General features: G+C 61.3%; 21 protein-coding genes. 13 read left to right on the plus strand and 8 right to left on the minus strand.

The window, feature by feature from the left end; translation table 11 throughout:
* Window positions 1–106: 106 nt before the first annotated feature.
* Window positions 107–394, minus strand: coding sequence for a metal-sensing transcriptional repressor (locus tag NA637_RS10625; protein ID WP_256072229.1), 288 nt, complete (start codon window positions 392–394; stop codon window positions 107–109).
* A gap of 521 nt (window positions 395–915) precedes the next feature.
* Here NA637_RS10625 and NA637_RS10630 point away from each other — a divergent pair.
* Window positions 916–1,653, plus strand: coding sequence for a HupE/UreJ family protein (locus NA637_RS10630; RefSeq protein ID WP_256072230.1), 738 nt, complete (start codon window positions 916–918; stop codon window positions 1,651–1,653).
* Window positions 1,654–1,665: 12 nt separating this feature from the next.
* Window positions 1,666–2,328 carry a transmembrane anchor protein gene (locus tag NA637_RS10635; protein ID WP_256072231.1) on the plus strand — a complete coding sequence of 221 codons (663 nt, stop codon included), beginning with the start codon at window positions 1,666–1,668 and terminating at the stop codon, window positions 2,326–2,328.
* A gap of 385 nt (window positions 2,329–2,713) precedes the next feature.
* On the opposite strand, the gene NA637_RS10640 is transcribed toward NA637_RS10635, so the two are convergent.
* Entirely contained in the window at window positions 2,714–3,736 is a 1,023-nt protein-coding gene (locus tag NA637_RS10640) for an alpha/beta fold hydrolase (protein WP_256072232.1), read from the minus strand.
* A gap of 142 nt (window positions 3,737–3,878) precedes the next feature.
* On the opposite strand from NA637_RS10640, the gene glnT reads away from it, so the two are divergent.
* From glnT to NA637_RS10685, 9 genes are all read left to right on the plus strand, one after another.
* Window positions 3,879–5,243 carry a type III glutamate--ammonia ligase gene (glnT, locus tag NA637_RS10645; protein ID WP_256072233.1) on the plus strand — a complete coding sequence of 455 codons (1,365 nt, stop codon included), beginning with the start codon at window positions 3,879–3,881 and terminating at the stop codon, window positions 5,241–5,243.
* Window positions 5,244–5,265: 22 nt separating this feature from the next.
* Window positions 5,266–6,339, plus strand: a complete 1,074-nt coding sequence (locus NA637_RS10650; RefSeq protein ID WP_256072234.1) for a putative urea ABC transporter substrate-binding protein — start codon at window positions 5,266–5,268, stop codon at window positions 6,337–6,339.
* A gap of 75 nt (window positions 6,340–6,414) precedes the next feature.
* Window positions 6,415–7,032, plus strand: coding sequence for a TetR family transcriptional regulator (locus NA637_RS10655; protein WP_256072235.1), 618 nt, complete (start codon window positions 6,415–6,417; stop codon window positions 7,030–7,032).
* 583 nt (window positions 7,033–7,615) lie between these two features.
* A complete protein-coding gene (locus NA637_RS10660) occupies window positions 7,616–9,127 on the plus strand; it encodes a CoA-acylating methylmalonate-semialdehyde dehydrogenase (protein WP_256072236.1) in 1,512 nt (503 codons plus the stop codon).
* Between the two features lie 67 nt (window positions 9,128–9,194).
* Window positions 9,195–10,085 (plus strand): 3-hydroxyisobutyrate dehydrogenase, encoded by an 891-nt coding sequence (gene mmsB, locus NA637_RS10665; protein WP_256072237.1) that lies wholly within the window; start codon window positions 9,195–9,197, stop codon window positions 10,083–10,085.
* 2 nt (window positions 10,086–10,087) lie between these two features.
* Window positions 10,088–11,140 carry an enoyl-CoA hydratase/isomerase family protein gene (locus tag NA637_RS10670; protein ID WP_256072238.1) on the plus strand — a complete coding sequence of 351 codons (1,053 nt, stop codon included), beginning with the start codon at window positions 10,088–10,090 and terminating at the stop codon, window positions 11,138–11,140.
* Between the two features lie 11 nt (window positions 11,141–11,151).
* Window positions 11,152–12,303 carry an acyl-CoA dehydrogenase family protein gene (locus tag NA637_RS10675; protein WP_256072239.1) on the plus strand — a complete coding sequence of 384 codons (1,152 nt, stop codon included), beginning with the start codon at window positions 11,152–11,154 and terminating at the stop codon, window positions 12,301–12,303.
* Between the two features lie 296 nt (window positions 12,304–12,599).
* On the plus strand, window positions 12,600–14,243 hold the full coding sequence (locus NA637_RS10680) for a long-chain fatty acid--CoA ligase (RefSeq protein WP_423836721.1): 1,644 nt from the start codon (window positions 12,600–12,602) through the stop codon (window positions 14,241–14,243).
* A gap of 501 nt (window positions 14,244–14,744) precedes the next feature.
* On the plus strand, window positions 14,745–15,815 hold the full coding sequence (locus tag NA637_RS10685; RefSeq protein ID WP_256072247.1) for a CaiB/BaiF CoA transferase family protein: 1,071 nt from the start codon (window positions 14,745–14,747) through the stop codon (window positions 15,813–15,815).
* A gap of 530 nt (window positions 15,816–16,345) precedes the next feature.
* Here the strand turns inward: NA637_RS10685 and NA637_RS10690 are convergent.
* The gene (locus NA637_RS10690; RefSeq protein WP_256072240.1) at window positions 16,346–17,572 is read right to left on the minus strand and encodes an acyl-CoA dehydrogenase; all 1,227 of its coding nucleotides are present in this window, start codon (window positions 17,570–17,572) and stop codon (window positions 16,346–16,348) included.
* Between the two features lie 146 nt (window positions 17,573–17,718).
* Between NA637_RS10690 and NA637_RS10695 the strand changes: the two genes are divergently transcribed.
* Window positions 17,719–18,633, plus strand: a complete 915-nt coding sequence (locus tag NA637_RS10695) for a LysR family transcriptional regulator (protein ID WP_256072241.1) — start codon at window positions 17,719–17,721, stop codon at window positions 18,631–18,633.
* Between the two features lie 54 nt (window positions 18,634–18,687).
* On the opposite strand, the gene NA637_RS10700 is transcribed toward NA637_RS10695, so the two are convergent.
* The 4 genes from NA637_RS10700 to NA637_RS10715 all read right to left on the minus strand — a co-directional run bounded on the left by NA637_RS10700 (window position 18,688) and on the right by NA637_RS10715 (window position 23,356).
* Window positions 18,688–19,707, minus strand: coding sequence for a LacI family DNA-binding transcriptional regulator (locus tag NA637_RS10700; RefSeq protein ID WP_256072242.1), 1,020 nt, complete (start codon window positions 19,705–19,707; stop codon window positions 18,688–18,690).
* A 115-nt stretch (window positions 19,708–19,822) separates the two neighbouring features.
* A complete protein-coding gene (locus NA637_RS10705) occupies window positions 19,823–20,839 on the minus strand; it encodes a TRAP transporter substrate-binding protein (RefSeq protein ID WP_256072243.1) in 1,017 nt (338 codons plus the stop codon).
* 56 nt (window positions 20,840–20,895) lie between these two features.
* Window positions 20,896–22,173, minus strand: a complete 1,278-nt coding sequence (locus tag NA637_RS10710) for a TRAP transporter large permease (protein WP_256072244.1) — start codon at window positions 22,171–22,173, stop codon at window positions 20,896–20,898.
* A 43-nt stretch (window positions 22,174–22,216) separates the two neighbouring features.
* On the minus strand, window positions 22,217–23,356 hold the full coding sequence (locus NA637_RS10715) for a gluconokinase, GntK/IdnK-type (RefSeq protein WP_256072248.1): 1,140 nt from the start codon (window positions 23,354–23,356) through the stop codon (window positions 22,217–22,219).
* Between the two features lie 214 nt (window positions 23,357–23,570).
* Between NA637_RS10715 and NA637_RS10720 the strand changes: the two genes are divergently transcribed.
* Entirely contained in the window at window positions 23,571–23,855 is a 285-nt protein-coding gene (locus NA637_RS10720) for a peptidylprolyl isomerase (RefSeq protein WP_256072249.1), read from the plus strand.
* 3 nt (window positions 23,856–23,858) lie between these two features.
* On the opposite strand, the gene zapE is transcribed toward NA637_RS10720, so the two are convergent.
* The gene (gene zapE / locus NA637_RS10725) at window positions 23,859–24,983 is read right to left on the minus strand and encodes a cell division protein ZapE (RefSeq protein ID WP_256072250.1); all 1,125 of its coding nucleotides are present in this window, start codon (window positions 24,981–24,983) and stop codon (window positions 23,859–23,861) included.
* Between the last annotated feature and the right edge of the window lie 66 nt (window positions 24,984–25,049).

Raw genomic sequence — 25,049 nt, forward strand, 5'->3', positions numbered from 1 at the left:
CCCAGGACAGGCCACCCAGTAGATACCAAGACCACCATCAGTGCAGTGATCAGGTACTTGGTCACTATCCAGGTCATGACGTGCTCCGCGGTGCTGCGAAAGAAGATCAGAGGTACTTGGTGATCTGTTTGAAGTCGCTCAGCGCGGTGATGTCCCCCTTTTCGGCGGCCGCGAGCGCATGCTCCAGACAGTGATCGATGTGGTCCTGGATCAAAGTGCGCTTGGCCTGACAGATCGCTTTTTCTACTGCGTGTAGCTGCTGGGCAAGGTCCACGCAGGGGCGACCAGCCTCGATCATGCCGACAGTGCTGCGCAGGTGGCCTTCGGCACGCTTCAACCTTTTGACGATATCGCTATGACTTTGGTGCTGATGGGCGTGTTCTTGATCGCTCATGCCTTGAGTCTCATGCCTCGATGACTTACGCTTCGATCCTATCCCCCCGGGGGGGATATGGCAAACCGGCCGTTGTCGTCGGGTGGCCCGCCGAATCTGTAATCGAAGACACAACATGCTCAGTAAACCGGTTAGCGCTCAGTTAACGTTTGTCCTAGCCCTCGTCATGCTAATGGCATGGGCCGGGCATAGCGCCGCGCTTGGCCCTGGGGTGAGCCAAGGTGCGTGGAACGGCGAGGACCGTGCTCATGCTCATTCCCACAGCACGGGTATTTCGGTCTGTGCCAGATGCGCAGATCACTACCACTCCACGCTTACCGTCGACCACGTGCACGAAACGCCATACCTGACCACGCTTCTCACCGTCAGTACGCTGCCAGAGCGTCCGCAGCCGATAGAAGCCACGCGCTACGCCATCCCTCCCAGTCCGATCTTCCTGATCGAGCGGCCACCACGCCCAAGATTCGCGCTCTGACACAGGCCGTTATGCGGCCAAGACCACTGTCACTTAGGACTCAACCATGCATTCGTTATCCATGTGCGGTATGGGCGCGTTTTACGCGCGCCCATACCGCTCGCTAATACTGCTGCTCTTGTTCACTGCATTGCTGTTTCTCGGCATGCCTGACGCGCTGGCCCACGCTGTTGCCGAGGGCGACAAGGGCTTTATCCAGGAAAGCTCCGGGGTGATGGTGCTGCCGTTCATTTACATGGGCGCCAAGCACATGATCACCGGCTACGACCATCTGCTGTTTCTCTTTGGAGTGATCTTCTTTCTCTACCGCCTAAAAGACGTGGGTCTCTACGTCACCCTGTTCGCCGTGGGCCACACCGTGACGCTGCTGCTCGGTGTATTGGCGGAAATCACCATCAGCTCCTATGTGATCGACGCCATCATCGGTTTTTCGGTGGTGTACAAGGCGCTGGATAACCTGGGCGCCTTCCAGCGCTGGTTCGGCCATCAGCCCAATACCAAGGCGGCCACGCTGATCTTTGGTTTGCTGCATGGCTTCGGCCTGGCGACCAAAATCCAGGAGTACGAGATCTCGGCGGATGGCCTGGTTGTCAACCTGATCGCTTTCAACGTCGGGGTGGAAATTGGCCAGCTACTGGCGCTGAGCGCTATTTTGATCGTCATGGGCTACTGGCGACGCACTGCCAGCTTCTGGCGCCATGCTTACACCGCCAACGTCGCCATGATGAGCGCCGGTTTCCTCTTGATGGGTTACCAGCTCACCGGCCTGATCGTCTCTCAGTAAGGAATTCTCAGCATGTTCAATACCAAGCTTCCAACCCAGAGTGAATTGCCGACCAGCCGCCAGCTGCTGCGCTCCACTGTGATCGCCGTGGGTGTTGCCGCAGCCTTACTGGTCACCGTAGTGATGCCTTCTGAATATGCCATCGACCCCACGGGCGTCGGCCGCGTACTGGGCCTGACCCAGATGGGTGAAATGAAAGAAATACTCGCCGAAGAAGCGGCTGCGGATGCAGCTGTTCAGCCAGCGGCGGCCCCGGTCGTACAAGCCCCCGCGCCAAGTCCGGTGGCGCCTCAGGAGCAAGTTGCGGCAGTACCTGTGGCCGAGCCGGTAGCAGAGCCACAGCAAGCCCTAAAGACTGATGAAATGACTGTCACGCTGAAGCCGGGCGAGGCCAGTGAAATTAAGCTGGAGATGCTGGACAAGGCCACGGTCAGCTACGAGTGGGCAACCAATGGCGTTCCGGTCAATCACGACACCCATGGCGAGCCCTACAACGGCCCCAAGGGCTATTACCACAGCTACAGCAAGGCCAAGCAGGTCAAAGGTGATAAAGGCGAATTCACTGCCATTTTCGATGGCACCCACGGCTGGTTCTGGCGTAACCGAACCAACAGAGACGTGACGATTACGCTGAAGACCAAGGGTGAGTACCTGAGCGTCAAACGCGTTATCTAAGACAAATAACCCCAGCGTAATAGGCGCTGGGGCTTTTACATCTAAGATCGAGATTGAAGGAATACATCACGAAAAACTCAATTATGCTGAGCAGCTCCCTGCTGCTGGTTTGTTTACTAGGTCTGCTGTCGGCGTGTGGCGGCAGCGAGCCGGAGACGCAAGCTGAAGTCGAAAGTCACGGTCATTCTCACGACTAAGAGGCGGAAAGTTGTCTTGTTACGTGCAATGACTCGCTAATCGCTTGCACGTAACAATTGGTAAGTTTTAGGCGCCGGCCACATCATATCTAAGATCTGTTAAGTGGCTGCTTTGGCCGAAAGCTGCCCGGCGTAACCAGCTGCAATCAGCCAGGAGCTACCTTTACGTCACTCGCCCAACCGGATCCTCAAGATCGCAGCAGCGCCCGCATCGCTGAGAACACTTGCGCCATGGCGTCGGGGCTGCGCCCTGGCCCGCCGGCGCAGTGGCCCCAGTCAGACTGCAGTACACGCAGCTCGGCGTTGGGCATCAACGAGGCTTCGTGTCGCGCGTCTTCAACGGTGAAATAGAGATCGGTGCTGCTGGGCATGATGATCGCCCGCGCAGAGAGCTGGGACAGTGCCGCGCCCAGGCTGCCAAACCCGGGCAGCGCGGACGGATCGGCTGATTGCCAGGTGTCCAGCACGCAAAGCAGATCGTTGGCGTCCTGCTCCAGGTGGTCCTGTTCCCAATAGTCGAGCAAGGCGTCGAGACTGCTGAAACCCAGCTCACGCCACTGCTCGGCGCGAAAGAACGCCTGCGAGTAAGCCCAGCCGGCATAGGCGCGGCCGAAGGCTCGCAAGCCGCGCTCGGGCGGCTCGATATAACGCCCACCCTGCCACGCCGAATCGGCCTGCAGAGCCGCCTTCACACCTTCGAGGAAGACGAAATTGTGCGGCCAGCAGCGCGCCGTACAGCAAAACGGCAGGATGCGGTGCACTTTTTCAGGGAACAGCAGCGCCCAGTAAAGCGCCTGCATTCCGCCCATGGACCAGCCGGTGACCAAGGACAATTGCCATGTCGGGCCGAACAGCTGGTCGAGCAACAGGCGTTGCGCACGCACGTTGTCCGCCAGCGTGATGTGCGGAAAATCCGCACCGCCCTGCCCTGCGGTGGCATTGCTCGGCGAGCTGGACCAGCCGGCACCGAACAGATTGGTCAACACCACACAGTAGTCACCACTGGCCAGGGGACTGCCCGCACCAAGCAGGGGCAGACTGCCCCAATGCGATCCACCGTAGTAGCTGGGAATCAGCACGATGTTGTCTCGCTGTGCATTCGGCGAGCCGACGACCTGATAGCAGAGCCGCGCTTTCGGCAAAGTCTGGCCCCTTTCTAGCACTAGATCGCCCAGCTCGATGAATCTTTTTTCCCTTTCTATCTCAAGCACTTGCAGTTCCTCTGAGCAGCATTGGCGGGTGTCCCGGCAGGTCTTGCAGCATCTTTTCTATACACGCTGGCATGTATATTGGATGAAGGATTCGTGCCACAGCGCGTAACGCTGGCCCGAATTCAGCAAGGGATTTCCCACCATGACGACCTTTCCGCTTTCCCAGATCGACGAACTCAAACAGAGCCTGCAGGACAAAGGCGTCAAGTACGCCATGGCCAGCTACGTGGACATGCACGGCGTGATCAAAGGCAAGTTCGTGCCACTGGCGCATCTCGGCCAGATGCTGCGTGGCTCGGAGCTGTATACCGGGGCGGCGCTGGACGGCGTGCCGCAGCAGATCAGCGATAACGAAGTAGCGGCGATGCCCGATCCGGCCAGCGCCACCCAGTGCAGCTGGAATCGCAGCCTGGCCTGGTTCGCCAGTGACCTCTACCTGGACGGCAAGCCGTTCGACGCCTGCTCGCGCGGCATTCTCAAGCGCCAGACCGACGCTGCGGCCGAGATGGGCTACAGCTTCAATCTGGGCATCGAGACCGAGTTCTTCCTCTACAAGGACACCCCGAACGGTGGCTTCGCCCCACTCAGCGATCGTGATACCGCAGCCAAGCCCTGCTACGACCCGCGCCTGTTGATGGACAACCTGCCGGTGATCGACGAGATGGTGGAAGCCATGAACGAGATGGGCTGGGGCGTCTACTCGTTCGACCATGAAGACGCCAACGGCCAGTTCGAAACCGACTTCAAGTACGCCGACGCGCTGACCATGGCCGACCGCTTCGTGTTCTTCCGCATGATGGCCAACGAGATCGCCCGCAAGCATGGCGCCTTCGCCACCTTCATGCCCAAGCCGTCCGCGCAGCGCACCGGCAGCGGCGCGCACTACAACATGTCATTGGCGGACCTGGCGTCTGGCAAAAACCTCTTTGAGGTGGACGGTGAGGACCCGCACGGCTGCGGTGTCACCCCGCTCGCCTACCACTTCATCGCTGGCGTCCTGAAACACGCCAAGGCGATCTGCGCGGTCATCGCGCCAACGGTGAACAGCTACAAGCGGCTGATTCGCAAGGGCGCCATGTCCGGCTCGACTTGGGCACCGGTGTTCGTCTGCTACGGCAACAACAACCGCACCAACATGCTGCGTATTCCGTCCCAGGGCGCGCGCGTGGAATGTCGCGCCGCCGATATCGGCTGCAACCCTTATCTCGGCGCCGCGATGATCCTTGCCGCTGGTCTCGAAGGGGTACGTGAAAGGCTCGAGCCGGGCCAGCCGCACCGCGAGAACATGTACGACTACAGCGAAAAGGACGTCGCGGACATGGGTATCGAGACCCTGCCGCGCACGCTGTCCGAAGCCATCGACGCCTTCGAGGCCGACCCGCTGTCGCGCCAGGTATTCGGCGATGCCATGTACCAGGCCTTCGTCGACTACAAGCGCGACGAATGGAATGCCTACCACACCCATGTTTCCGACTGGGAAATCCAGCGCTACCTGAAATTCTTCTGACTCGCTGAAAAGGAGATTCACCATGCAAGCCAATACGTTCAAGCGGGCACTCTGTGCCGGCGCCGTGATCTTTGCAGCCCTTTCGCCTTTTGCCGCGCAGGCCGAGGAAAAGAAAACTTTTGCCATCGCCTGGACCATCTACGCCGGCTGGATGCCGTGGCAGTACGCCAACGAATCGGGAATCATGAAGAAATGGGCCGACAAGTACGGGATCGAGGTGAACATCACCCAGATCAACGACTACGTCGAATCGATCAACCAGTACACCGCGGGCCAGTTCGACGGCGTAGTCGCCACCAGCATGGATGCGCTCTCGATCCCGGCTGCCGGCGGCGTAGACACCACGGCCCTAATCGTCGGTGACTACTCCAACGGCAACGACGGTCTGGTGATGAAGGACAGTGCCGATCTGAAATCGCTCGAAGGCCAGCCGATTCATCTGGTCGAGCTGTCGGTCTCGCATTACCTGCTGGCCCAGGCACTGGACAGCGTCGGCATGAGCGAGCGCGACGTGCAGGTGGTGAACACCTCGGATGCCGATCTGGTCGCCGCCTTCAGCACCGACGACGTGCGCAACGTCGTCACCTGGAATCCGCTGCTGGACGAAGTCGCCGCCATGCCCGGCGCGCACAAGGCCTTCGACTCCAGCCAGATCCCGGGCCATATCAAGGACCTGACCATCGTCAACAGCGAAACCCTGGCGGACAACCCGGACTTCGGCAAAGCGCTGGTAGGCGCCTGGTATGAGGTGATGGGCATCCTCGAAAGCGACACCGAGGAAGGCGCCAAGGCACGAGCGGCCCTGGGACAGGCATCGGGCACCGATCAAGCCGGTTACGAAAGCCAGCTCAAGGGCATGAAGATGTTCTGGAAGCCGGCCGCTTCGCTGGCCTTCATCGAAAGCGACGAGGCCTACCAGGCCATGGACAGCGTTCGCCGGTTCTCCTTCGATCACGGCCTGCTCGGCGACGGCGCCGACTCGGTAGATTTCGTCGGCATCGCCATGCCGGGCGACACGTTGCTCGGCTCCGATGCCAACGTCAAACTGCGCTTCGATACCACCTACATGCAGATGGCGGCGGACGGGAAGTTGTAAAAGGTGCTGGCTGCCAGCTTGTACCTGAAGCTGGCAGCTCGCGTTCGCTCGCCCCCACTCTCAACGATCAAGCTCATGCGCCGCACCAAAGAAGACGCCGAACAAACCCGCCTGAAGATCATCGCCGCCGCGCTGGAGCTGTTCAGCAAAAACGGTTATTCCAACACGACCCTGGCGATGATCGCCGATGAAGCAGGCTTCAGCCGCGGACCGATCTACTGGCACTTCAAGAACAAGGATGAGTTGTACCAGGCGGTTCTGGGATTTTCCCAGCAGCCGCTGGAAAAACTGATTACCCAGAGCCAGGGCATGGCCGAGCGGCCGCTGGAGGCTCTCGAGCATTTCGTCAGCGAATGGTTTCGCCTGTTGCTGGAGGATCGCTGGCACCGGCAATCATTCGAGATCTTGTTGAACAAGACCGAATTCACCGAGCAGATGGCCGATACCCTCGCGCGTGAGCGCAAACTGACACGCGACATCGTTACGCTGCTGGAAACGCTCATCGAAGCCGCAAGCCCAAGCAGCGACCCTGGCACAGCCAAGCCACACAGCCGCGCGCTATTTGTCTATGCAAGCCTTATGGGCATTACCCACAGCTGGCTGTTCTCGCCTGAACTGTTCAACCTCGAGTCGCAACAGATGTTCTTCACCAAGCAGCTGCTCGCCGACTGCCGCGCGCCAGAACCGGCATAGTCCTGTTCGCACCGGCTCGTCAGCGCGTTTTTTCCAATCAATACCAAGCAGAATGCTGACCCATCGGGCCTGGACATCAGCGCCTTCGGTTAATACCGCCGTGCCGGGGATTTTCAGGTCGGTAGCGGCAATCTCTCTGCATCGGCTCGCCATCGTATCGCACCATCCGCAGGCGTCAGCGACTGGCTAACACACCGCCGCACAACTGATCGGCCATCCGCTGTAGCGCTGCACAGCACCGTTGGCGTCGAGCATGCACGCGCCCATGGATGACGTCGAATCCGCGATCATCGAACGGCAGCGAATCCGCAAGGCAATCGGTTGCCGGGTTCGCGCAGGGGATATTTGCAATCGCATCAGCACCTTTCACGGCCAGTCGACGGATGTCCGCGAGCAGCGTTTACCGAACCAAACGAGGCGGCGAACTTCAGCAACCCCGCCGTATCCGTCGCAAGGATAGCCTGTGCATTCATGCAGACAGGCTATGCATCAAGCCGTATTGATGTTGACAAATATGCACTCTAGGATCACAACAGTTCCATCGATTTGCCTATCCGAACAACAACAGTCGCTAGGACACGCCATGACCCAGTCAAGTGCCATCCCCACAGTCAAACTCCTGATCGGCGGTGAGCTGATGGAGTCGTCCACCAGCAACTGGCGCGACATCATCAACCCGGCGACTCAGGAGGTCCTGGCCCGCGTGCCTTTCGCTACCGAAGCGGAAATGAATGCCGCCATTGCCAGTGCCAAGGAAGCCTTCAAGACCTGGCGCAAGACGCCCATCGGCGCGCGCTCGCGCATTTTCCTCAAGTACCAGCAGCTGATCCGTGAACACATGAAAGAGCTGGCGGCGATCCTCACCGCCGAGCAGGGCAAGACGCTGCCCGATGCCGAGGGCGATGTGTTCCGGGGGTTGGAAGTCGTCGAGCACGCCGCCGGCATCGGCAACCTGCAGCTGGGCGAGCTGGCGAATAACGTCGCCACGGGCGTCGATACCTATACCCTGCTGCAGCCGTTGGGGGTCTGCGCCGGCATCACACCCTTCAACTTTCCGGCGATGATCCCGCTGTGGATGTTTCCGATGGCCATCGCCACCGGTAACACCTTCGTCCTCAAGCCGTCCGAACAGGATCCGATGGTGACCATGCGTCTCGCCGAACTGGCGCTTGAAGCGGGTGTACCGCCGGGCGTGCTCAACGTCATCCATGGCGGCGCCGATGCGGTGAATCTGATCTGCGACCATCCGGACATCAAGGCCGTCTCCTTCGTCGGCTCGACCAAAGTCGGCACCCACGTCTACAACCGCGCCAGCCAGGCTGGCAAGCGAGTGCAGTGCATGATGGGTGCGAAGAACCACGGCATCATCCTGCCCGACGCCCACAAGGAGCAGACGCTCAACAACCTGGCCGGTGCGGCGTTTGGTGCCGCGGGTCAGCGCTGCATGGCGCTGTCGGTGCTGATCCTCGTGGGCGAAGCGCAGAGCTGGCTGCCGGACCTGGTCGCCAAGACCAAGACGTTGAAGGTCAACGCCGGCGCCGAAAGCGGCACCGATGTCGGCCCGGTGGTGTCCTGCGCAGCGCTGGATCGCATCAGCTCGCTGATCGAGCGCGGCGTGTCCGAGGGCGCTGAGCTGGTATTGGACGGCCGCAACCCGCAGGTGGCCGGCTATGACAAGGGCAACTTCGTCGGGCCGACCATTTTCTCCGGTGTGAAGCCAGAAATGAGCATCTACCGTGAAGAGATCTTCGGACCGGTGCTCTGCGTGATGCAGGCCGACACGCTCGATGAAGCCATCGAGCTGATCAACGCCAACCCCAACGGCAACGGCACCGCCCTCTTCACCCGTTCCGGTGCGGCAGCCCGACATTTCCAGGAAGAGATCGACGTCGGCCAGGTGGGCATCAACGTGCCGATCCCGGTGCCGGTGCCGATGTTCTCCTTTACCGGCTCACGCGCTTCCAAGCTCGGCGACCTCGGCCCTTACGGCAAGCAGGTGGTGCAGTTCTACACCCAGACCAAGACCGTCACCCAGCGCTGGTTCGACGAGAACGAAGTCGGCGGTCCGGTGAATACCACCATCACGCTCAAGTAACGGGTTGGCGCCTCGCTAACTGCGCGGCGCCGATTCAGCCGTCAAACAGAACAAGAAGGAAACGGCCATGCATATCGGTTTTCTAGGACTCGGCAACATGGGCGGGCCAATGGCCCACAACCTGCTCAAGGCCGGCCATCAGGTCAGCGTCTTCGACCTATCCGCTGCGGCGGTCTCCGCGCTGGTCGAAGCCGGCGCAAAAGAAGCGACCTCACCCGCTGCTGTCGCCCAGGCGGGCGTCGAAGCCATCATCACCATGCTGCCTGCCGCAGCACATGTGAAGCAGGTCTACCTCGGTGAGGACGGGCTGCTCGCGCACGTTCCGTCCGGCGTAGTGCTGATCGACTCCTCCACCATCGACCCGATGTCCGCAAGGGAAGTCGCAGCGGCCGCTGCGCAGAATGGCAACCCGATGCTCGACGCGCCGGTTTCGGGCGGCACCGTTGGCGCCGCCGCAGGCACCCTGACCTTCATGGTCGGCGGCCGCGAGGCGGACTTCCAGAAGGCGCAGCCGATCCTCGCCGCAATGGGCAAGAACATCGTCCATTGCGGCGACACCGGCAACGGGCAAGTGGCCAAGGTCGCCAACAACATGCTGCTGGGCATCTCGATGATCGGCGTGGCCGAAGCCATGTCCCTGGGCGTCGCGCTGGGGATGGACGCCAAGGTTCTGGCCGGAATCATCAACTCATCCAGTGGCCGATGCTGGGCCTCGGAGATCAACAACCCCTTCCCTGGCGTACTGGAGAACGGCCCGGCCTCGCGCGGCTACAGCGGCGGATTCGGCACCGATCTCATGCTCAAGGACCTCGGGCTGGCCAGCGAAGCGGCCAAACAGGTGCACCAGCCGGTTATCCTCGGTGGTCTCGCGCAGCAGCTGTACCAGGCCTTCAGCCGGCAAGGCCACGGTGGGCTGGACTTCTCCGCGATCATCAAACTCTACCGCCAAGAGGACTAGACATGACCCAGGCAGAAGCGCCGGTACTGATCGAGGTACGCAATCGCGTCGGCTATCTTACGCTGAACCGCCCCGCCGGGCTGAATGCCATCACCCTGGAGATGGTGAGGATGCTGCACCGCCAGTTGCAGCACTGGGCCGACGACCAGGACGTGGTGGCCGTGGTGCTGCGCGGCGCAGGCGAGAAAGCCTTCTGCGCCGGGGGTGACATCCGCTCGCTGTACGACAGCTACAAGAATGGCGACAGCCTGCACCGCGCGTTTTTCGAGGAGGAATACGCGCTCGATCAGTACATTCATGCGTATACCAAACCGCTGATGGCGCTGATCAATGGCTTCGTCCTGGGTGGCGGCATGGGGCTGGTTCAGGGCGCGTCGCTGCGGGTGATCTCCGAACGCACGCGCATGGGCATGCCGGAAGTCGGCATCGGCTATTTCCCTGATGTCGGCGGCAGCTACTTCCTGTCGCGCCTGCCGAACAACCTTGGCATCTACATGGGCCTGACCGGCAACCACGTCGGCTCGGCCGACGCGCTGTACGCCGGTCTCGCCGATTACAGCGTGCCGCACGAGCGATTCGCCGAACTCGAACGATGCCTCGACCAGCAGGACTGGTCCATGCCGCCGCTGCAGGCGCTGACCAACCTGCTGGTTTCGATGGGCTGCACCGAACTGCCGGACCCGCCCTTCGCCGCGCTCGCCCCAGCCATCGACAAGCATTTCGCGCATGACAGCGTCGAGGCTATCCGCCAGTCATTAGCCGAAGAGACGCGACCCGAGTATCGCGACTGGGCGGCCGAAACCCTGAAAGTGATTGACAGCCGTTCGCCGCTTTCGCTCAGCGTCACGCTTGAAATGCTCAGGCGCGGACGTACGCTGTCGCTGGCGGCATGCTTCGCCATGGAGCTGCATCTGGACCGACAGTGGTTCGATCAGGGCGACATCATCGAAGGCGTTCGCGCGCTGATCGTCGACAAGGACAAGAACCCGCGCTGGAACCCGCCTACGCTGGAGGAAGTGACGCCAGAACGCGTGGCGGCCTTCTTCGCCGACTAGGAACTGATTTTATGCAAGACATCGAACTGAGCGAAGAACAACGGATGATCCGCGACATGGCGCGCGACTTCGCCCGCGCCGAGATCGCACCGAAGGCCCAGGCGTGGGAACAGGCCGGCTGGATCGGCGATGACACCGTGACGCAACTGGGCGAACTGGGGCTGCTGGGCATGATCGTGCCCGAGCAATGGGGCGGCACCTATATCGACTATGTCGCCTACGCCCTGGCGGTCGAGGAAATCTCCGCCGGTGACGGCGCCATCGGGGCGTTGATGAGCATTCACAGCTCGGTCGGCTGCGGCCCGATCCTCAAATACGGCACGCCGGAGCAGCAGGATGAATGGCTGCCGGATCTGGCCGCCGGTCGTGCCATCGGCTGCTTCGCCCTGACCGAGCCCCAGGCCGGCTCCGAGGCGCACAACCTGCGCACCCGCGCCGTGCTCGAAAACGGCGAGTGGATCATCAACGGCGCCAAGCAGTTCGTCAGCAACGGCAAGCGCGCCAAGATCGCCATCGTCTTCGCCGTTACCGATCCGGACCTGGGAAAGAAAGGCCTGTCCGCGTTTCTGGTGCCCACCGACAACCCCGGCTTTGTTGTCGATCGCATGGAAAAGAAGCTGGGCATCCGCGCCTCGGACACCTGCGGCGTCACCTTGCGCGACTGCCGCATTCCCGAGGCCAACCTGCTCGGCCCGCGCGGCAAGGGATTGGCCATTGCCCTGTCGAATCTCGAAGGCGGTCGCATCGGCATCGGCGCCCAGGCGCTGGGTATCGCCCGTGCGGCATTCGAGGCGGCGCTGGTGTATGCCCGTGAACGCATCCAGTTCGACAAGCCGATCATCGAGCACCAGAGCGTGGCCAACATGCTCGCCGATATGCATACCCGGCTCAACGCGGCGCGCCTGCTGATCCTGCATGCGGCGCGCCTGCGCAGCGCCAATCTGCCGTGCCTGTCCGAAGCCTCCCAGGCCAAGCTCTTCGCCTCGGAAGTCGCCGAGTACGTGTGTTCCAAAGCCATGCAGATCCACGGCGGCTACGGCTATCTGGAGGACTACCCCGTCGAGCGTTATTATCGCGATGCGCGCATCACGCAGATTTATGAAGGCTCGAGTGAAATTCAGCGGCTGTTGATTGCGAGGGAGTTGAATCACTACGGGTTGTGATCAACTCTCTTGTGGCGGGAAATTAGGGCAAGCCCAGGGTTGCTACCCATCAGGAAGCCGTGCGGTACGGATCGCCAGCAAGCTGGCTCCTACACTTCATCGAGCTGCTATCGATGGTCTGCGGCCCTGATCAATTTCGGTATCCCACCCTTGTAGGAGCCAACTTGCTGGCGATCAGGGCCCGACCTTGAGAAACTGAAGAACGAAACACCTCGAAGCAGTATTCCGAGCGAGATGACGCCAAGCGCGGCGGCAAGCGCGGCCGCCATCCAGACAACAATAAGAAGGATACGAAGATGCTAAAAGGTACGATGCAGCAGACCCCGCTGATGATCAGCGGCATCCTGACCCACGCCGCCCTCGCCCATGGCGACCGAGAGGTTGTCTCGCGGCTGGTGGACGAGCCCCTGTGGCGCTACGACTACGCCGGCCTGGCGAAACGCACCGGCCAGGCGGCCAACATGTTGCGCAGCCTGGGGGTCAAGCCCGGCGACCTGGTGTCATCGCTGGCCTGGAATACCCATCGTCACTTCGAGCTGTTCTTCGCCGTACCGGGCATCGGCGCCGTGCTCCACACGGCCAACCCACGGCTGCCGGACGAACAGATCATCTATACGCTCAACCACGCAGGTAGCGGCGTGCTGTTGTTCGATCGCAGCTTCCTGGCCCTGGTCGAGCGCGTGCGTCCGCACCTGGAAAAGGCCCATACCTTCATCATGCTGTCCGATGCCCAGCGCACCGAACCGGGCAAGGTCGGCGCGCTGAGTTACGAAACGCTGATCGCTCAGGAACAGTCAGTCACCGACTGGCCGCAGTTCGACGAAGATGCAGGCGCCATGCTGTGCTACACCTCCGGCACCACCGGCAACCCGAAAGGCGTGGTCTACAGCCATCGCTCCGTCGTCCTGCACGCCATGGCAGCGGGGCTCACCGGTGCCTTCGGCTTCTCCGCGTTCGACTGCATCATGCCCTGTTCCTCGCTCTACCACGCGACCGCCTGGGGCGTGCCGTTTACCGCGGCAATCAATGGCTGCAAGTTCGTGCTGCCGTGCGACAAGATGGACGGCGCCAGTCTGCAGGAGCTGATCCAGACCGAAGGCGTAACCTTCTCCGGGGGCGTGCCGACGATTTGGACCATGTACCTCGATTATTTGGAGCGCACCGGCGAGAATACCGGCCAGCTCAAGTGTCTGGTCATCGCCGGATCGGCCGTGCCCAGGGCCCTCGCCGAGAAATTCGAGACCCGCTACGGCGTCAGCGTCCGCCAGCTCTGGGGCATGACCGAAACCAGCCCGCTCGGCGTGGTCGCCACCCCGACACCCAAGCTCGCCGCCATGGGCGAAGCGGCCACCAACGAGGCTATCTGGACCCGCCAGGGCCGCTTGCAGTTTGGCATCGAGATGAAAATCGTCGACGAAGCGGGCAACGAACTACCGCATGACGGGACCAGCTCCGGCGCCCTGCTGGTGCGCGGACCCTGGACTGTCGAGCGCTACTTTCGCAGCGATTCCAGCGCGCTGGACGAAAACGGCTGGTTCGACACCGGCGACATCGCGACGCTGGACCCCAACGGTTACATGCGCATCACCTACCGCAGCAAGGACGTGATCAAATCCGGCGGCGAGTGGATCAGTTCCATCGACATCGAAAACATCGCCGCGGGCTGCCCTGGCGTGCGCATCGCTGCGGTGGTCGGCGTGACGCACGAGAAATGGGAGGAGCGCCCGATTCTTATCATCGAAGCCCACGATGACGCCGAAGTCTGCGCCGAAGCCGTTCTCGCCTACCTCGAGCCGCAGATCGTCAAGTGGTGGATGCCCGACGCGGTGATCTTCGATGCCGTGCCGCTAACGGCCACCGGCAAGATCGACAAGAAGACCCTGCGCGACCGCTACCGCAACCACCTGCTTGGAATGAGCGCGAGCGCCGTGGGCAGCTAGACCGCCCGAGATGGGTTGCACCCATCCTACGAGTACGACGCAGGGGGCACCTCCTGGCAGGCCGTCCCGCGTGTTCACCGATGATGCATTAGGAAATCACTGCCGAGCTACAAAACGTAGGATGGGTGAAACCATCAATAGGCCTCACCGCCAATCAAGATGCCAGCACGTGCCGCCAGCTATGCGTTGCTCTGTCGGAACGACCTGATGGGTTGCAACCATCGAATACGACGCAGGGGGGACCTCCTGGCAGGCCGTCCCGGGTGTTCACCGATGATGCAATAGGAAATCACTGCCGAGCTACAAAACGTAGGATGGGTGCAACCCATCAATAGGCCGCACCGCCAATCAAAATGCCAGCACGTGCCGCCAGCTATGCGTTGCTCTGTCGGAACGACCTGATGGGTTGCACCCATCCTACGAATAACAATGCAGGCGGATCTCGCTTCGCCGGGTTATCTGCCTGATCGATGCACTAAACCTCGGGAGCTACCGATGTCGATGGACAAATCACGACCCCGCCAAGGTCCCCTGCTCGGCCTTCGCGTGCTGGAATTCGCCAGCATCGGCCCCGGCCCACACTGCGCGATGCTGCTCGCCGATCTCGGTGCGGAGGTCATCCGAATCGAACGGGACGGCGGCAATGGCTGGCCCAACCCAGTCGTGGATCGCGGCCGTAAACGGTTGACGCTGGATATCCGCACCGACGCCGGACGCGAGCGCTGCCTAGCGCTGGCCGAAGATGCGGATGTGCTGATCGAAGGTTTTCGGCCCGGCGTGATGGAGCGTTTGGGGCTCGGACCTGAGCAGGTTCTCGGGCGCAACCCGCGTTTGGTTTATGGCCGCATGACCGGCTGGGGCCAGACCGGCCCATTGGCCAAAAGCGCCGGCCACGACATCAATTACCTCGCCATCACCGGCGCACTGGCTGCGATCGGAAATCGCGAAGGCCCAGCGATTCCGCCACTCAACCTGGTTGGCGACTTTGGCGGCGGCTCGCTGTATCTGGCGTTCGGAATCATGGCTGCATTGTGGGAGCGGGAACGGTCAGGCCAGGGTCAGGTGGTCGATGCCGCTATCGTCGATGGCGTGTCCTCGATGATGAGCTTCTTCGCCGGGCTGCTGCCCAGCGGCGCCATCTCGCTGCAGCGCGACCGCAATCTGCTGTCGGGAGCCGCACCGCATTACCGCTGCTACACCTGTGCCGACGGCCGCGACATCGCCGTCGGGCCGCTGGAGCCGCAGTTCCTGGCCGAGCTGATGCAGCGCATCGATGCGCCCGAATCCTTGTGTGAAGGCTGCAACAACCCGGCGCAATGGCCGGAGCAAAGCGAACAGCTCGCCGCGCTGTTCGCCAGCCGAACCCAAGCCCAATGGTGCGCCCTGCTCGAAGGCACCGACGCGTGCTTCGCACCAGTGCTCACGCTGGAAGAAGCCGCGCAACACCCGCACATGCAACAACGTGGCGTTTATCGCGACATCGACGGCGCCCTGCACGCCGCACCCGCACCGCGCTTTTCCCGAACGCCGGGATCGATCAGAAATTCCGTCGAGGTGGAAGGCTGGGATTGACCGCGCGCGCCGGCTAACCAATGCCACACTATCGAGGTCTGGTTAGCAGCACCTACGATCAGAACACAGCGCCGGGTCTGACGACGGTTGCGCGTGAGGAATTGAGCATGGTCTTTACATTGAGAAGCGAAGCTCGTCTCATCAAACAAGAAATAACTCGTTGTTTTATATATAGAAATTAGATCAGAAAACGAACCCTGGAGCCAGCTTGCTGGCGATCTGGCGATATCTGCAGATCAAAAGCATCGCCAGCAAGCTGGCTCCTACAGTTTGCTGCGCGACAGCGCGGCGCCTGGACGACGGGGGATCTCCTACAAAAGCGAGTCAGTTGTTCACCTGGAGCCAGCTCGCTGGCGATCCGAGCCGTCTGCTGCAGGGCCGAGCGTGCTCGCGAATCAACGCCACCGCACTGCAGGTGCCAGCAGACGCAAGCTAATACTCTCCATATTCCGCTTGCAGCGCGAAAACAAACATAAAAAAGGCAGAGCCATGCGCTACCGCTCTGCCTTCCTGGTAACGCCAGCCAACCGTCAGCGGCTACGCAACATTTCCCGCGGGAAATACTTGCCCAACTCATGCTTGGCGATCGAAGCGCGGTGTACCTCGTCCGGGCCGTCCGCCAGACGCAAGGTGCGCTGCATGGCCCACCAGTGGGCCAGCGGGAAGTCCTCGGAAACCCCAGCGCCGCCGTGAATCTGAATGGCGCGGTCGATCACCTTCAGCGCAACGTTTGGCGCCACAACCTTGATCTGGGCAATCTCGCTCGCCGCGATCTTGTTGCCCACCGTGTCCATCATGTACGCGGCATTGAGCGTCAGCAGGCGCGCCATGTTGATCTCGATACGGCATTCGGCGATGTGGTCGAAGTTCGCACCCAGCCGGGCCAGCGGCTTGCCGAACGCCGTGCGGTTCACCGAGCGCTCGCACAACAGTTTCAACGCGCGCTCGGCTACACCGACAGAGCGCATGCAGTGGTGAATACGGCCCGGGCCGAGGCGGCCCTGAGCAATCTCGAAGCCTCGGCCCTCACCCAGCAGCACGTTCTCGTATGGCACGCGAACGTTTTCCAGCAGCACCTCGGCGTGGCCGTGCGGGGCATCGTCGTAGCCGAACACCGGCAGCGGACGCAGCACTTTCAGACCCGGCGCATCCATCGGCACGAGGATCATCGAGTGCTGCTGGTGGCGCGACGCGTCCGGGTTGGTCAGTCCCATGAAGATCATGACCTTGCAGCGCGGATCGCAAGCACCGGAGGTCCACCATTTGCGGCCGTTGATGACCCAGTCGTCCCCTTCACGTACCGCGCGCGCTTCCATGTTGGTCGCATCCGATGAGGCCACGCCCGGTTCGGTCATGCCGAATGCTGAACGGATTTCACCGCGCAGCAGGGGTTCGAGCCACTGCTTCTTCTGTTCTTCACTGCCGTAGCGAACCAGCACTTCCATGTTGCCGGTGTCCGGCGCCGAGCAGTTGAACGCTTCCGGGCCGAGACCCGAGCTGCCCATGATTTCTGCCAGCGGCGCATATTCGGTGTTGCTCAGCCCGGCGCCCAGCTCCGATTCCGGCAGGAACAGATTCCACAGCCCCTCTGCCTTGGCCTTGGCCTTGAGCTCCTCGACGATGGCCGTCGGCTGCCAGCGATCGCCTTCGGCGACCTGCTGGTAGAAAACTTTTTCGGCGGGATAGACGTGAGCATCCATGAACGCTTGCACGCGCTCTCTCAGCTCTTGAACCTTCGGGGAGTAGGCGAAATCCATGGGCGACAACCTTCTGGCAGGTAATGTTTTGTAGTTTTGAATGCTAGAGGAGGCCTGGCGATTTATCTAAGCTATTTTCCTCGTGTATAAACATTCATCACCAATATATGATCGGCGAATTCTGATACGCGCCGGAGCGCACAATAATGAACCTGAACAAGGTCGATCTGAATCTTTTCATCGTCTTCGACGCGATCTACACCGAAACGAACCTGACCCGCGCCGGGCAGATCGTCGGCATCACCCAGCCAGCCGTTTCGAACGCACTGGCCCGCCTGCGGGAAACCTTCAACGACCCGCTATTTGTGCGCACCGCACAAGGCATGGTGCCAACGCCGATGGCGCAGAACATCATCGGTCCTGTGCGCAACGCGCTGCAATTGCTGCGCATCTCGGTGCAGGAAAGCCGCACCTTCAGCCCGCTGCAGGCAAACAAGACCTTTCGAATCAGCATGACCGACCTAACTGAGGCCGTGGTGCTGCCGCCGTTGTTCCAGCGCCTGCGTCGACTGGCGCCAAACGTGAAAATCGAAAGCATGCTCGCCAAGCGCCGCGAAACCACCAAGGAGTTGGCGGCCGGGCGCCTGGATTTCGCCATGGACGCACCACTGAACACCGATCCGCAGGTGCGCCACGTCAAGCTGCTGGAGGACCGCTACGTCTGTGCCATGCGCCGCGGACACCCACTGGCCAAGGACAAGCTCAGCGTCGAGGAATACCTGTCGCTGTCGCACATCCATATTTCCAGCCGTCGCAGCGGGCTGGGCATGGTTGACCTGGCACTCGGCAAGATGGGCCAACAGCGCAAAATTGCCTTGCGCTCGCAGCACTACATGATGGCTACCCAGGTGATTCAGCAGACCGATATGGCAGTGACCGTCCCTGAGCGTTTCGCCCGGCGTCATGACCTGTATCAGGTGCTACTGCCGGTGGATATCCCGCCGTTGGAAACTCACATCTACTGGCACGAAAGCACCGATCAGGACCCGGCCAACCGCTGGATGCGCGAACAGATGATCGAGATCGCTCAGCAGGTAACGGCGGCGCAGCAGGCCGACTGATTTGCCCGCTTAAATGCCAGATCGGCCGGCACGTGCAATGCGTGCCGGTTTGACTCATGCGCTTTCGCGCATCACCACTTCAAAACCCACATCGATACGCCGTTGCGGTGGCGACTCGCCGCGCATCAGGCTCAGCAACATTTGCCCAGCCAGCTTGCCGATCTCGCCGCGGATGGTGCGTACGGTGGTCAGCGCCGGATGCATCCAGGCGGCGGCCGGCAGGTCGTTAAAGCCGGCAACGGCCAACCGCTCCGGCACTGCCAAGTTCAGCTGGCGAGCACGAAACAGGGCGCCCAACGCCAAATCATCATTATTGAAGAAGACCGCATCAATCTCGGGATGCTGCGCCAGTAGCCGATCGAGCAACTCGGCACCCAGCCCGATGGACGATACCTGCGGTGTGAGCAGCTCAAGTGCAGCATCGTACCGCAAGGCCTCGCGCATGACCTGCCGATAACCTTCGGCACGTTGCAGGGTTCGGGGGTCAAGCTGCGCCGCCGCAAAGGCAATGTTGCGGTAGCCGCGTTCGAGCAGCTTGCGGGTCATGGCCGCACCGGCTTCAAGCTGGGAAAAACCGACGCAGTACTCCTCATCGGCTTCGCTCAGCTCCATCAGCGTCACGATGGGACTGGTGTAGCTGCCGAGCACTTCGCGCGCGGCATCGCTGCGCTCGAAGCCGGTGACCAGCAGCCCCGCCGGTTGATGCGCGAGGTAGGCGCGCAGCAGGCGCTCGTCTTCTTCGGGATGGTAATGGCTGACGCCGATCATCAGCTCGTAGCCCGCCGGCATCAGCACGCGCTGAATGGCTTCGACGGTATCGACGAACACCGCGTTGGACAGCGAGGGAATGATCACCGCGACAAGATTCGAACGTGCGCTCGCCAGGTTTCGCGCCGCCGTATGCGGGACGTAACCCAAGGCTTTGACCGCAGCCATCACCCGCTCGCGCAAGGCGTCCGATACCCGTTCGGGCTGCGATAGCGCACGCGAAGCGGACATCAGCGAGCAACCGGCAGTACGTGCCACGTCGGATAATGTGGCCCGCTCCAGCGAACGGCGACGACGAGTACTCATAACGGGATCCAGCGGCAAGGGGGCGGAGATTCCATATCGGGAAGGCACCCGAAGCAGGCCATGCGAACGCTATCGCTCGCCGGGTTTTAAAAAGGTCTGCATGGGGCGCGTCCGATTATTTCGGCGCTTTCTCGATCGCGGCCTGTACTTCGTTGAACAGCGGCTCGCCAACCGTATCGATCACGGTCTGGATGGCCGGTTTAGCCTGCTCGCGCATACGCTGGATTTCTTCCGCGCTGACCTTGTTCACTTTCATGCCCTGCTCCTTGATCTTGGCCAGCGCTTGGCGGGCTTCGGCGCGGGTGTCCTCACGCTCGAAATCACGAGCCGTCTGCGCCGCCTGCATGATGATGTCCTGCTCAGTTTTCGACAGGCCATCCCACCAGCGCCTGGATGCCGTGACGATCCATGGGCTGTACACGTGATTGGTCACGCTCAGGTACTTCTGTACCTCGTAGAATTTGGACGAGAGGATGGTGTTGTAGGGGTTTTCCTGACCGTCGACTGCCTTGGTTTCCAGTGCCGTGAACAGCTCGGAGAACGGCAGCGGGACGGCATTCGCGCCCATCAGCTTGAAGGTGTCGATGAACACCGGGTTTGGCATTACCCGCAGTTTGATACCGTCGAAATCTTCCATCTTCTCGACCGGACGCACATTGTTGGTCAGATTGCGGAAGCCATTCTCCCAGTACGCCAGGCCCACGAGACCCTTTTCATCCAGCGCGTCCATGACCTTCTGGCCAACCGGACCATCCAGCACGTAGTCGGCCTGCTTTTCGCTCTCGAACAGGAACGGTGTGTCCCAGACCGCCATCTCTTCAGCGACACCGACCAGGGTGGCCGTGGAGCCGACCATCATTTCCTGAGCGCCGCCCATCAGCGCGTTCTGCATCTGCTCATCGGACCCCAGGCTGGCAGAACCGAAGGTGCGCACCTTGAGCTTGCCATCGGATGCCTTGGCGATCTCCTCGGCCAGCAGCTTCGCGGCGCGCCCCTGATTGCTGTCTTCGTTGAGTCCGTAGCCGAAGCGAATCATCCGAGGCCGGATATCGTCGGCTGCCTGAGCGGTCACTGCGGTGATAGCGCTGCTAAGCGTAGTGGCGGCCAGGGCCGCAATAAGCAATCGTTTCATGTTCACTTACCTTTTGTTGTTAGCAATGAAGGGTTGAAGCTCAAGCCTCGTGTCCATCACCGCAGCCATTCCAACGGCACGGTGATGATCGACGGCACTGCTATCAACAGGACGACGATGGCCAGATAGATGAGGAAGAACGGGATGACACCGCGCACCAGCGTTTCCATGCGCAGCCGCCCTATTCCGCCGACAACGTTGAGTACCGTGCCGACTGGCGGTGTGATCAGACCGATCGAGCCGATCAGCACAAACATCACGCCGAAGTACACCGGGTTGATCCCCGCCTTCACTGCAATCGGCGCCAACACCGGCCCGAGAATCAGGATGGTCGGGGTCAGGTCGAGCACCATGCCGATTGCAATCATCAGCACCATGATGGCGACCATCAGCAACTTCGGATCCTGCGCCAGCGGGCCCAGCATCGTGGCGATTTCGTCCGGCAGCTGGGCCAGCGTAATCATGTAGGCGGAGACGATCGCCGCAGCGCAAAGGAACATCACCGATGCCGTGGTGCGGCTGGCGCGGGTCAATACCTCGATGACACCGTTCCAGCTCAGTTCGCGGTACAGCAGCGTCGACACCAGCAATGCATAGACTGCAGCCACCACAGCAGCCTCGGTCGGCGTGAACAGGCCGAAACGCAAGCCGCCCACGATGATCACCGGCAGCATCAGCGCAGCCGCGCCATCGACCAGCGCCTTGCGGCGTTCAGCTCCGCTGGCTTTTTCCTGTGGGGGTTCGTCGATCCTGCGGGCGATCAGCGTCCAGGCCACCACCAGTCCTACGCCCATGATCAGGCCGGGAACCATACCGGCAAGGAACAGCTGGCTGATGGAGGTGTTGGTGACAACGCCGTAGATCACGAACGGCATCGACGGCGGAATGATCGGCGCAATAATGCCGCCAGCGGCCACCAGGCCCGAAGAGGAGCTCAGCGGATAGCCGCGCTCACGCATCATTGGCAGCAACAGTGTCGCCAGCGCTGCGGTATCGGCCAGGGCCGAGCCAGACATGCTGGCCAGCAGGACCGATGCCGCAATCGCCACGTAGCCGAGGCCACCGCGCTTGTGGCCAAAGTAGGCCTGCGCCATGTTGATGATCCGGCGCGAGATGCCGCCCGCATTCATCAGTTCGCCGGCCAGGATGAAGAACGGCACTGCCAACAGCGGAAAGCTGTCGGCACCGGCCTGAAGGTTCTGCGCCAGCAGCTGCACATCCCAAAAATCCAGGTACCACATCAGCACCGCGCCGGTAAGAATCAGCGCGAAGGCAATCGGCATACCGAAGGCCATGAAGCCAAACAATGACGATAAGAAGACGACGACAGTCATGCACGGACCTCAGGTGGGCGCAGGCCCTTGTTGTTATCAGGGATCAATCGACCGTTATGTTGGCTTCGGCGATGGGTAACGGCGGCTGCCGACGCCAGACATTCACCAGTTGGATCAGCGCAAGGACGGCGAGAGCGACCATGCTGGCCGCGACCGGAACCATGGCCACCGCCAGCGGATACCCCAGCACCGGGCTGTTGATGGTCCAGCCGAACTGCATCTGGTTCCATCCGCCCATCGCGGCCAACCCACTGGCCACCGCGACCATGATCCAGCTGACCGAGTCCACCAACCGGCGGAACAGATGCGGAAACCGGTCACGGATCATGCTGAAGGCCATCAGCTCGCCTCGGCGCATGCTCGAAGCCACACCGACGAATACCAGCCAGACGAATGCCAGCCTCGAAAGCTCCTCGGCACCCGTCCAACCAGTACCGAAGGCATAGCGCAGGACCACACTGCTGAACACCACGACGACCATGAAGGCCAGCAGCGCTGCCATCAGCCAGTCCGTAATCCGGTCGAAGCCCTGAGCAAACGTGCCGCCATAGATTGGCCGGGTGGTCAGCTCGGCCCCCTTCGGCTCAACCTCTTCAACATTGGTCTCATTGCCCGGCTGGCTGACGTGCTGGCCGCCGCGCTTGTTAGCGCTATCAAGCGGAGCCGCGGAAAGGTCTTCCCTGGCGTTGATAGCCAAACCGCCGTCCTGATTCATCCAGCGGGTGATCTCGTTCAGAACCTGCTCTCGCGGCTGGCTGGCATCCACTACGAGCACGTGTGGCTCGCCTGCGGGCGACTCAAGCGTCGCGAACTGGCTGTCCACCAGCGAAATCGGCATGAAATGACCGGCCCGTCCACCAACGCGCTGGACAGCCGTGTCGTAATCGATGGAAAGGTGCGCAAAGCACAGGCCAGGCACGGCGTCGCGCAACAGGTCGCGGTAACGGCGCTTCAGGGCAGAACAGGCGAGGACGAAGCCAACGCCGTCATCGATGGCACGTTGCATTTCGATGACGAGCTTTTGCAGCCACTCGACCCGGTCGGCATCTGACAAGGGCGTGCCGGCACGCATGCGCGCAACATTTTCTTCGGGATGGAAATGATCGGCTTCGATGTGTCGAAAGCCCAGGGCATCGGCCACGGCATGGCTGGTTTCGGTCTTGCCCGAACCACTGACGCCCATGACCACCAAAGCGCGGCGATTTGCGGGAAATTGGCTGTGAGAGTGGCAATCCACTGTCGGTCTCCGGCGGCATCGTTGTGCCACATTATGGTTGTGTGGCCGAATGGTAGCGCTAACATGTCGCAACCATACACACCGTTCGTCGGGTTTGTTTGCAGACCAAAGGTCGATCCCATTCGATTCACGCTTCGGTTTCCCGGGCTGAATAACTACAATCGTCGCCGCATCCGAGGAGAACCCCAATGGCAAAAGCCATGGCGAAGCCGAAGCCACGCAGCTGAAAAAGCGCATCGCCAGCGGCGAAGCCTTCGATGTGCTGGCCAAGAAATTTTCGACCTGCCCGTCGGGCAAGAAAGGCGGCGACCTGGGCGAAGTTCGCCCGGGACAAATGGTGCGCAGCATCGATCAGATCATTTTCAAGAAAGCCCTGCGCGAGATACATGGCCCGGTCAAAAGCCAGTTCGGTTATCACCTGGTACAGGTGTTCTACCGCGACTGAGGCTTAATCGGCCCTACCGAAACGCTGCAACTGCATCTCGCGCAATCGGCTCAGCGTGCGGCGAAAGGCAAAAGACAGATAGCCCTCGGTGTAAAGCTCGTCCATGGCAACCCGGGCTTCGAGATACAGCGGCACCCCCCGGTCATAGCATTCATCCACCAGCGCGATGAATCGCCGGACGCTATCATCGTGAGCAGCCAGCTTGGGTAGCTCGCGATCCCCCGCTTCCACCCGCGCCGCGCCATCCTCGGTTCCACGAGCAATGCGCCCTTCACGCTGTTCGCTGCCCAACCGCGGTACATCGCCAATCAGGATCGCCTGGTAGCGATCGCATAGCTCGATGAAATCCAACGCCGAGAATGGCTGTGCGCACAGGTCGGCAAAGCGACACCAAAGGACGGAGTCGCTATTGCACACGACTTGCAGCGGCCGGCGTCCGATGAGGGCCGGCTCTGTCGTAGCGGTCGCCCCGCCGTTCAACCTGTCGAAGACCGAACGTAGCACGCCCTCTTCGTGGGGATCACGGACCCAGTAACGCTGCTCGCCTACACCTGGACGCAAGCGATGATCAGCACCACCGTCCACGTTCACTACATGCATGTGGCGCTCGATCGCCTCGATGGCAGGGAGGAAGCGCTCGCGGTTGAAACCGTCGGCATAGAGCCGATCCGGTGGCTGGTTGGACGTTGCAACGATGACCACGCCCTGCTCGAACATCCCCTGAAACAGGCGGCCGAGGATGATCGCATCGCCGATATCCGCCACGAACAGCTCGTCGAAACACAGCACCCGCACGTCCTCGCTCAGCTCCCTCGCTAACGCCTGTAGCGGGTCAGACGTGCCGTTGAGCTGAAACAGACGAATGTGTACCCAGCGCATGAAGTGGTGAAAATGCTGGCGCCTTGCCGGCACCTTGAGGCTGCGATGGAACATGTCCATCAGCCAGGTCTTGCCGCGCCCGACCGGTCCCCATAGATAGACGCCGCGCGGCGTCTCCTCGGCAGCGCCGTGCAAGACTTCGTGGCAGTGCTGCAGCAAGGCGACAGCGCGCAGCTGAGCAGCGTCACTGACGAAGCCTTGATCGACGATGGTCTGCTGGTACAGGGCTAACGGGGAGCTGAGTTCCATGAAAAACGGGGCGACGGTGAAAATGTATCGCGATGGTAACTCAGGGCCATCTGAATCACAGGACAA

It is taken from the genome of Stutzerimonas stutzeri (assembly GCF_024448935.1).
GTDB classification, from domain to species: Bacteria; Pseudomonadota; Gammaproteobacteria; order Pseudomonadales; family Pseudomonadaceae; genus Stutzerimonas; species Stutzerimonas stutzeri_AO.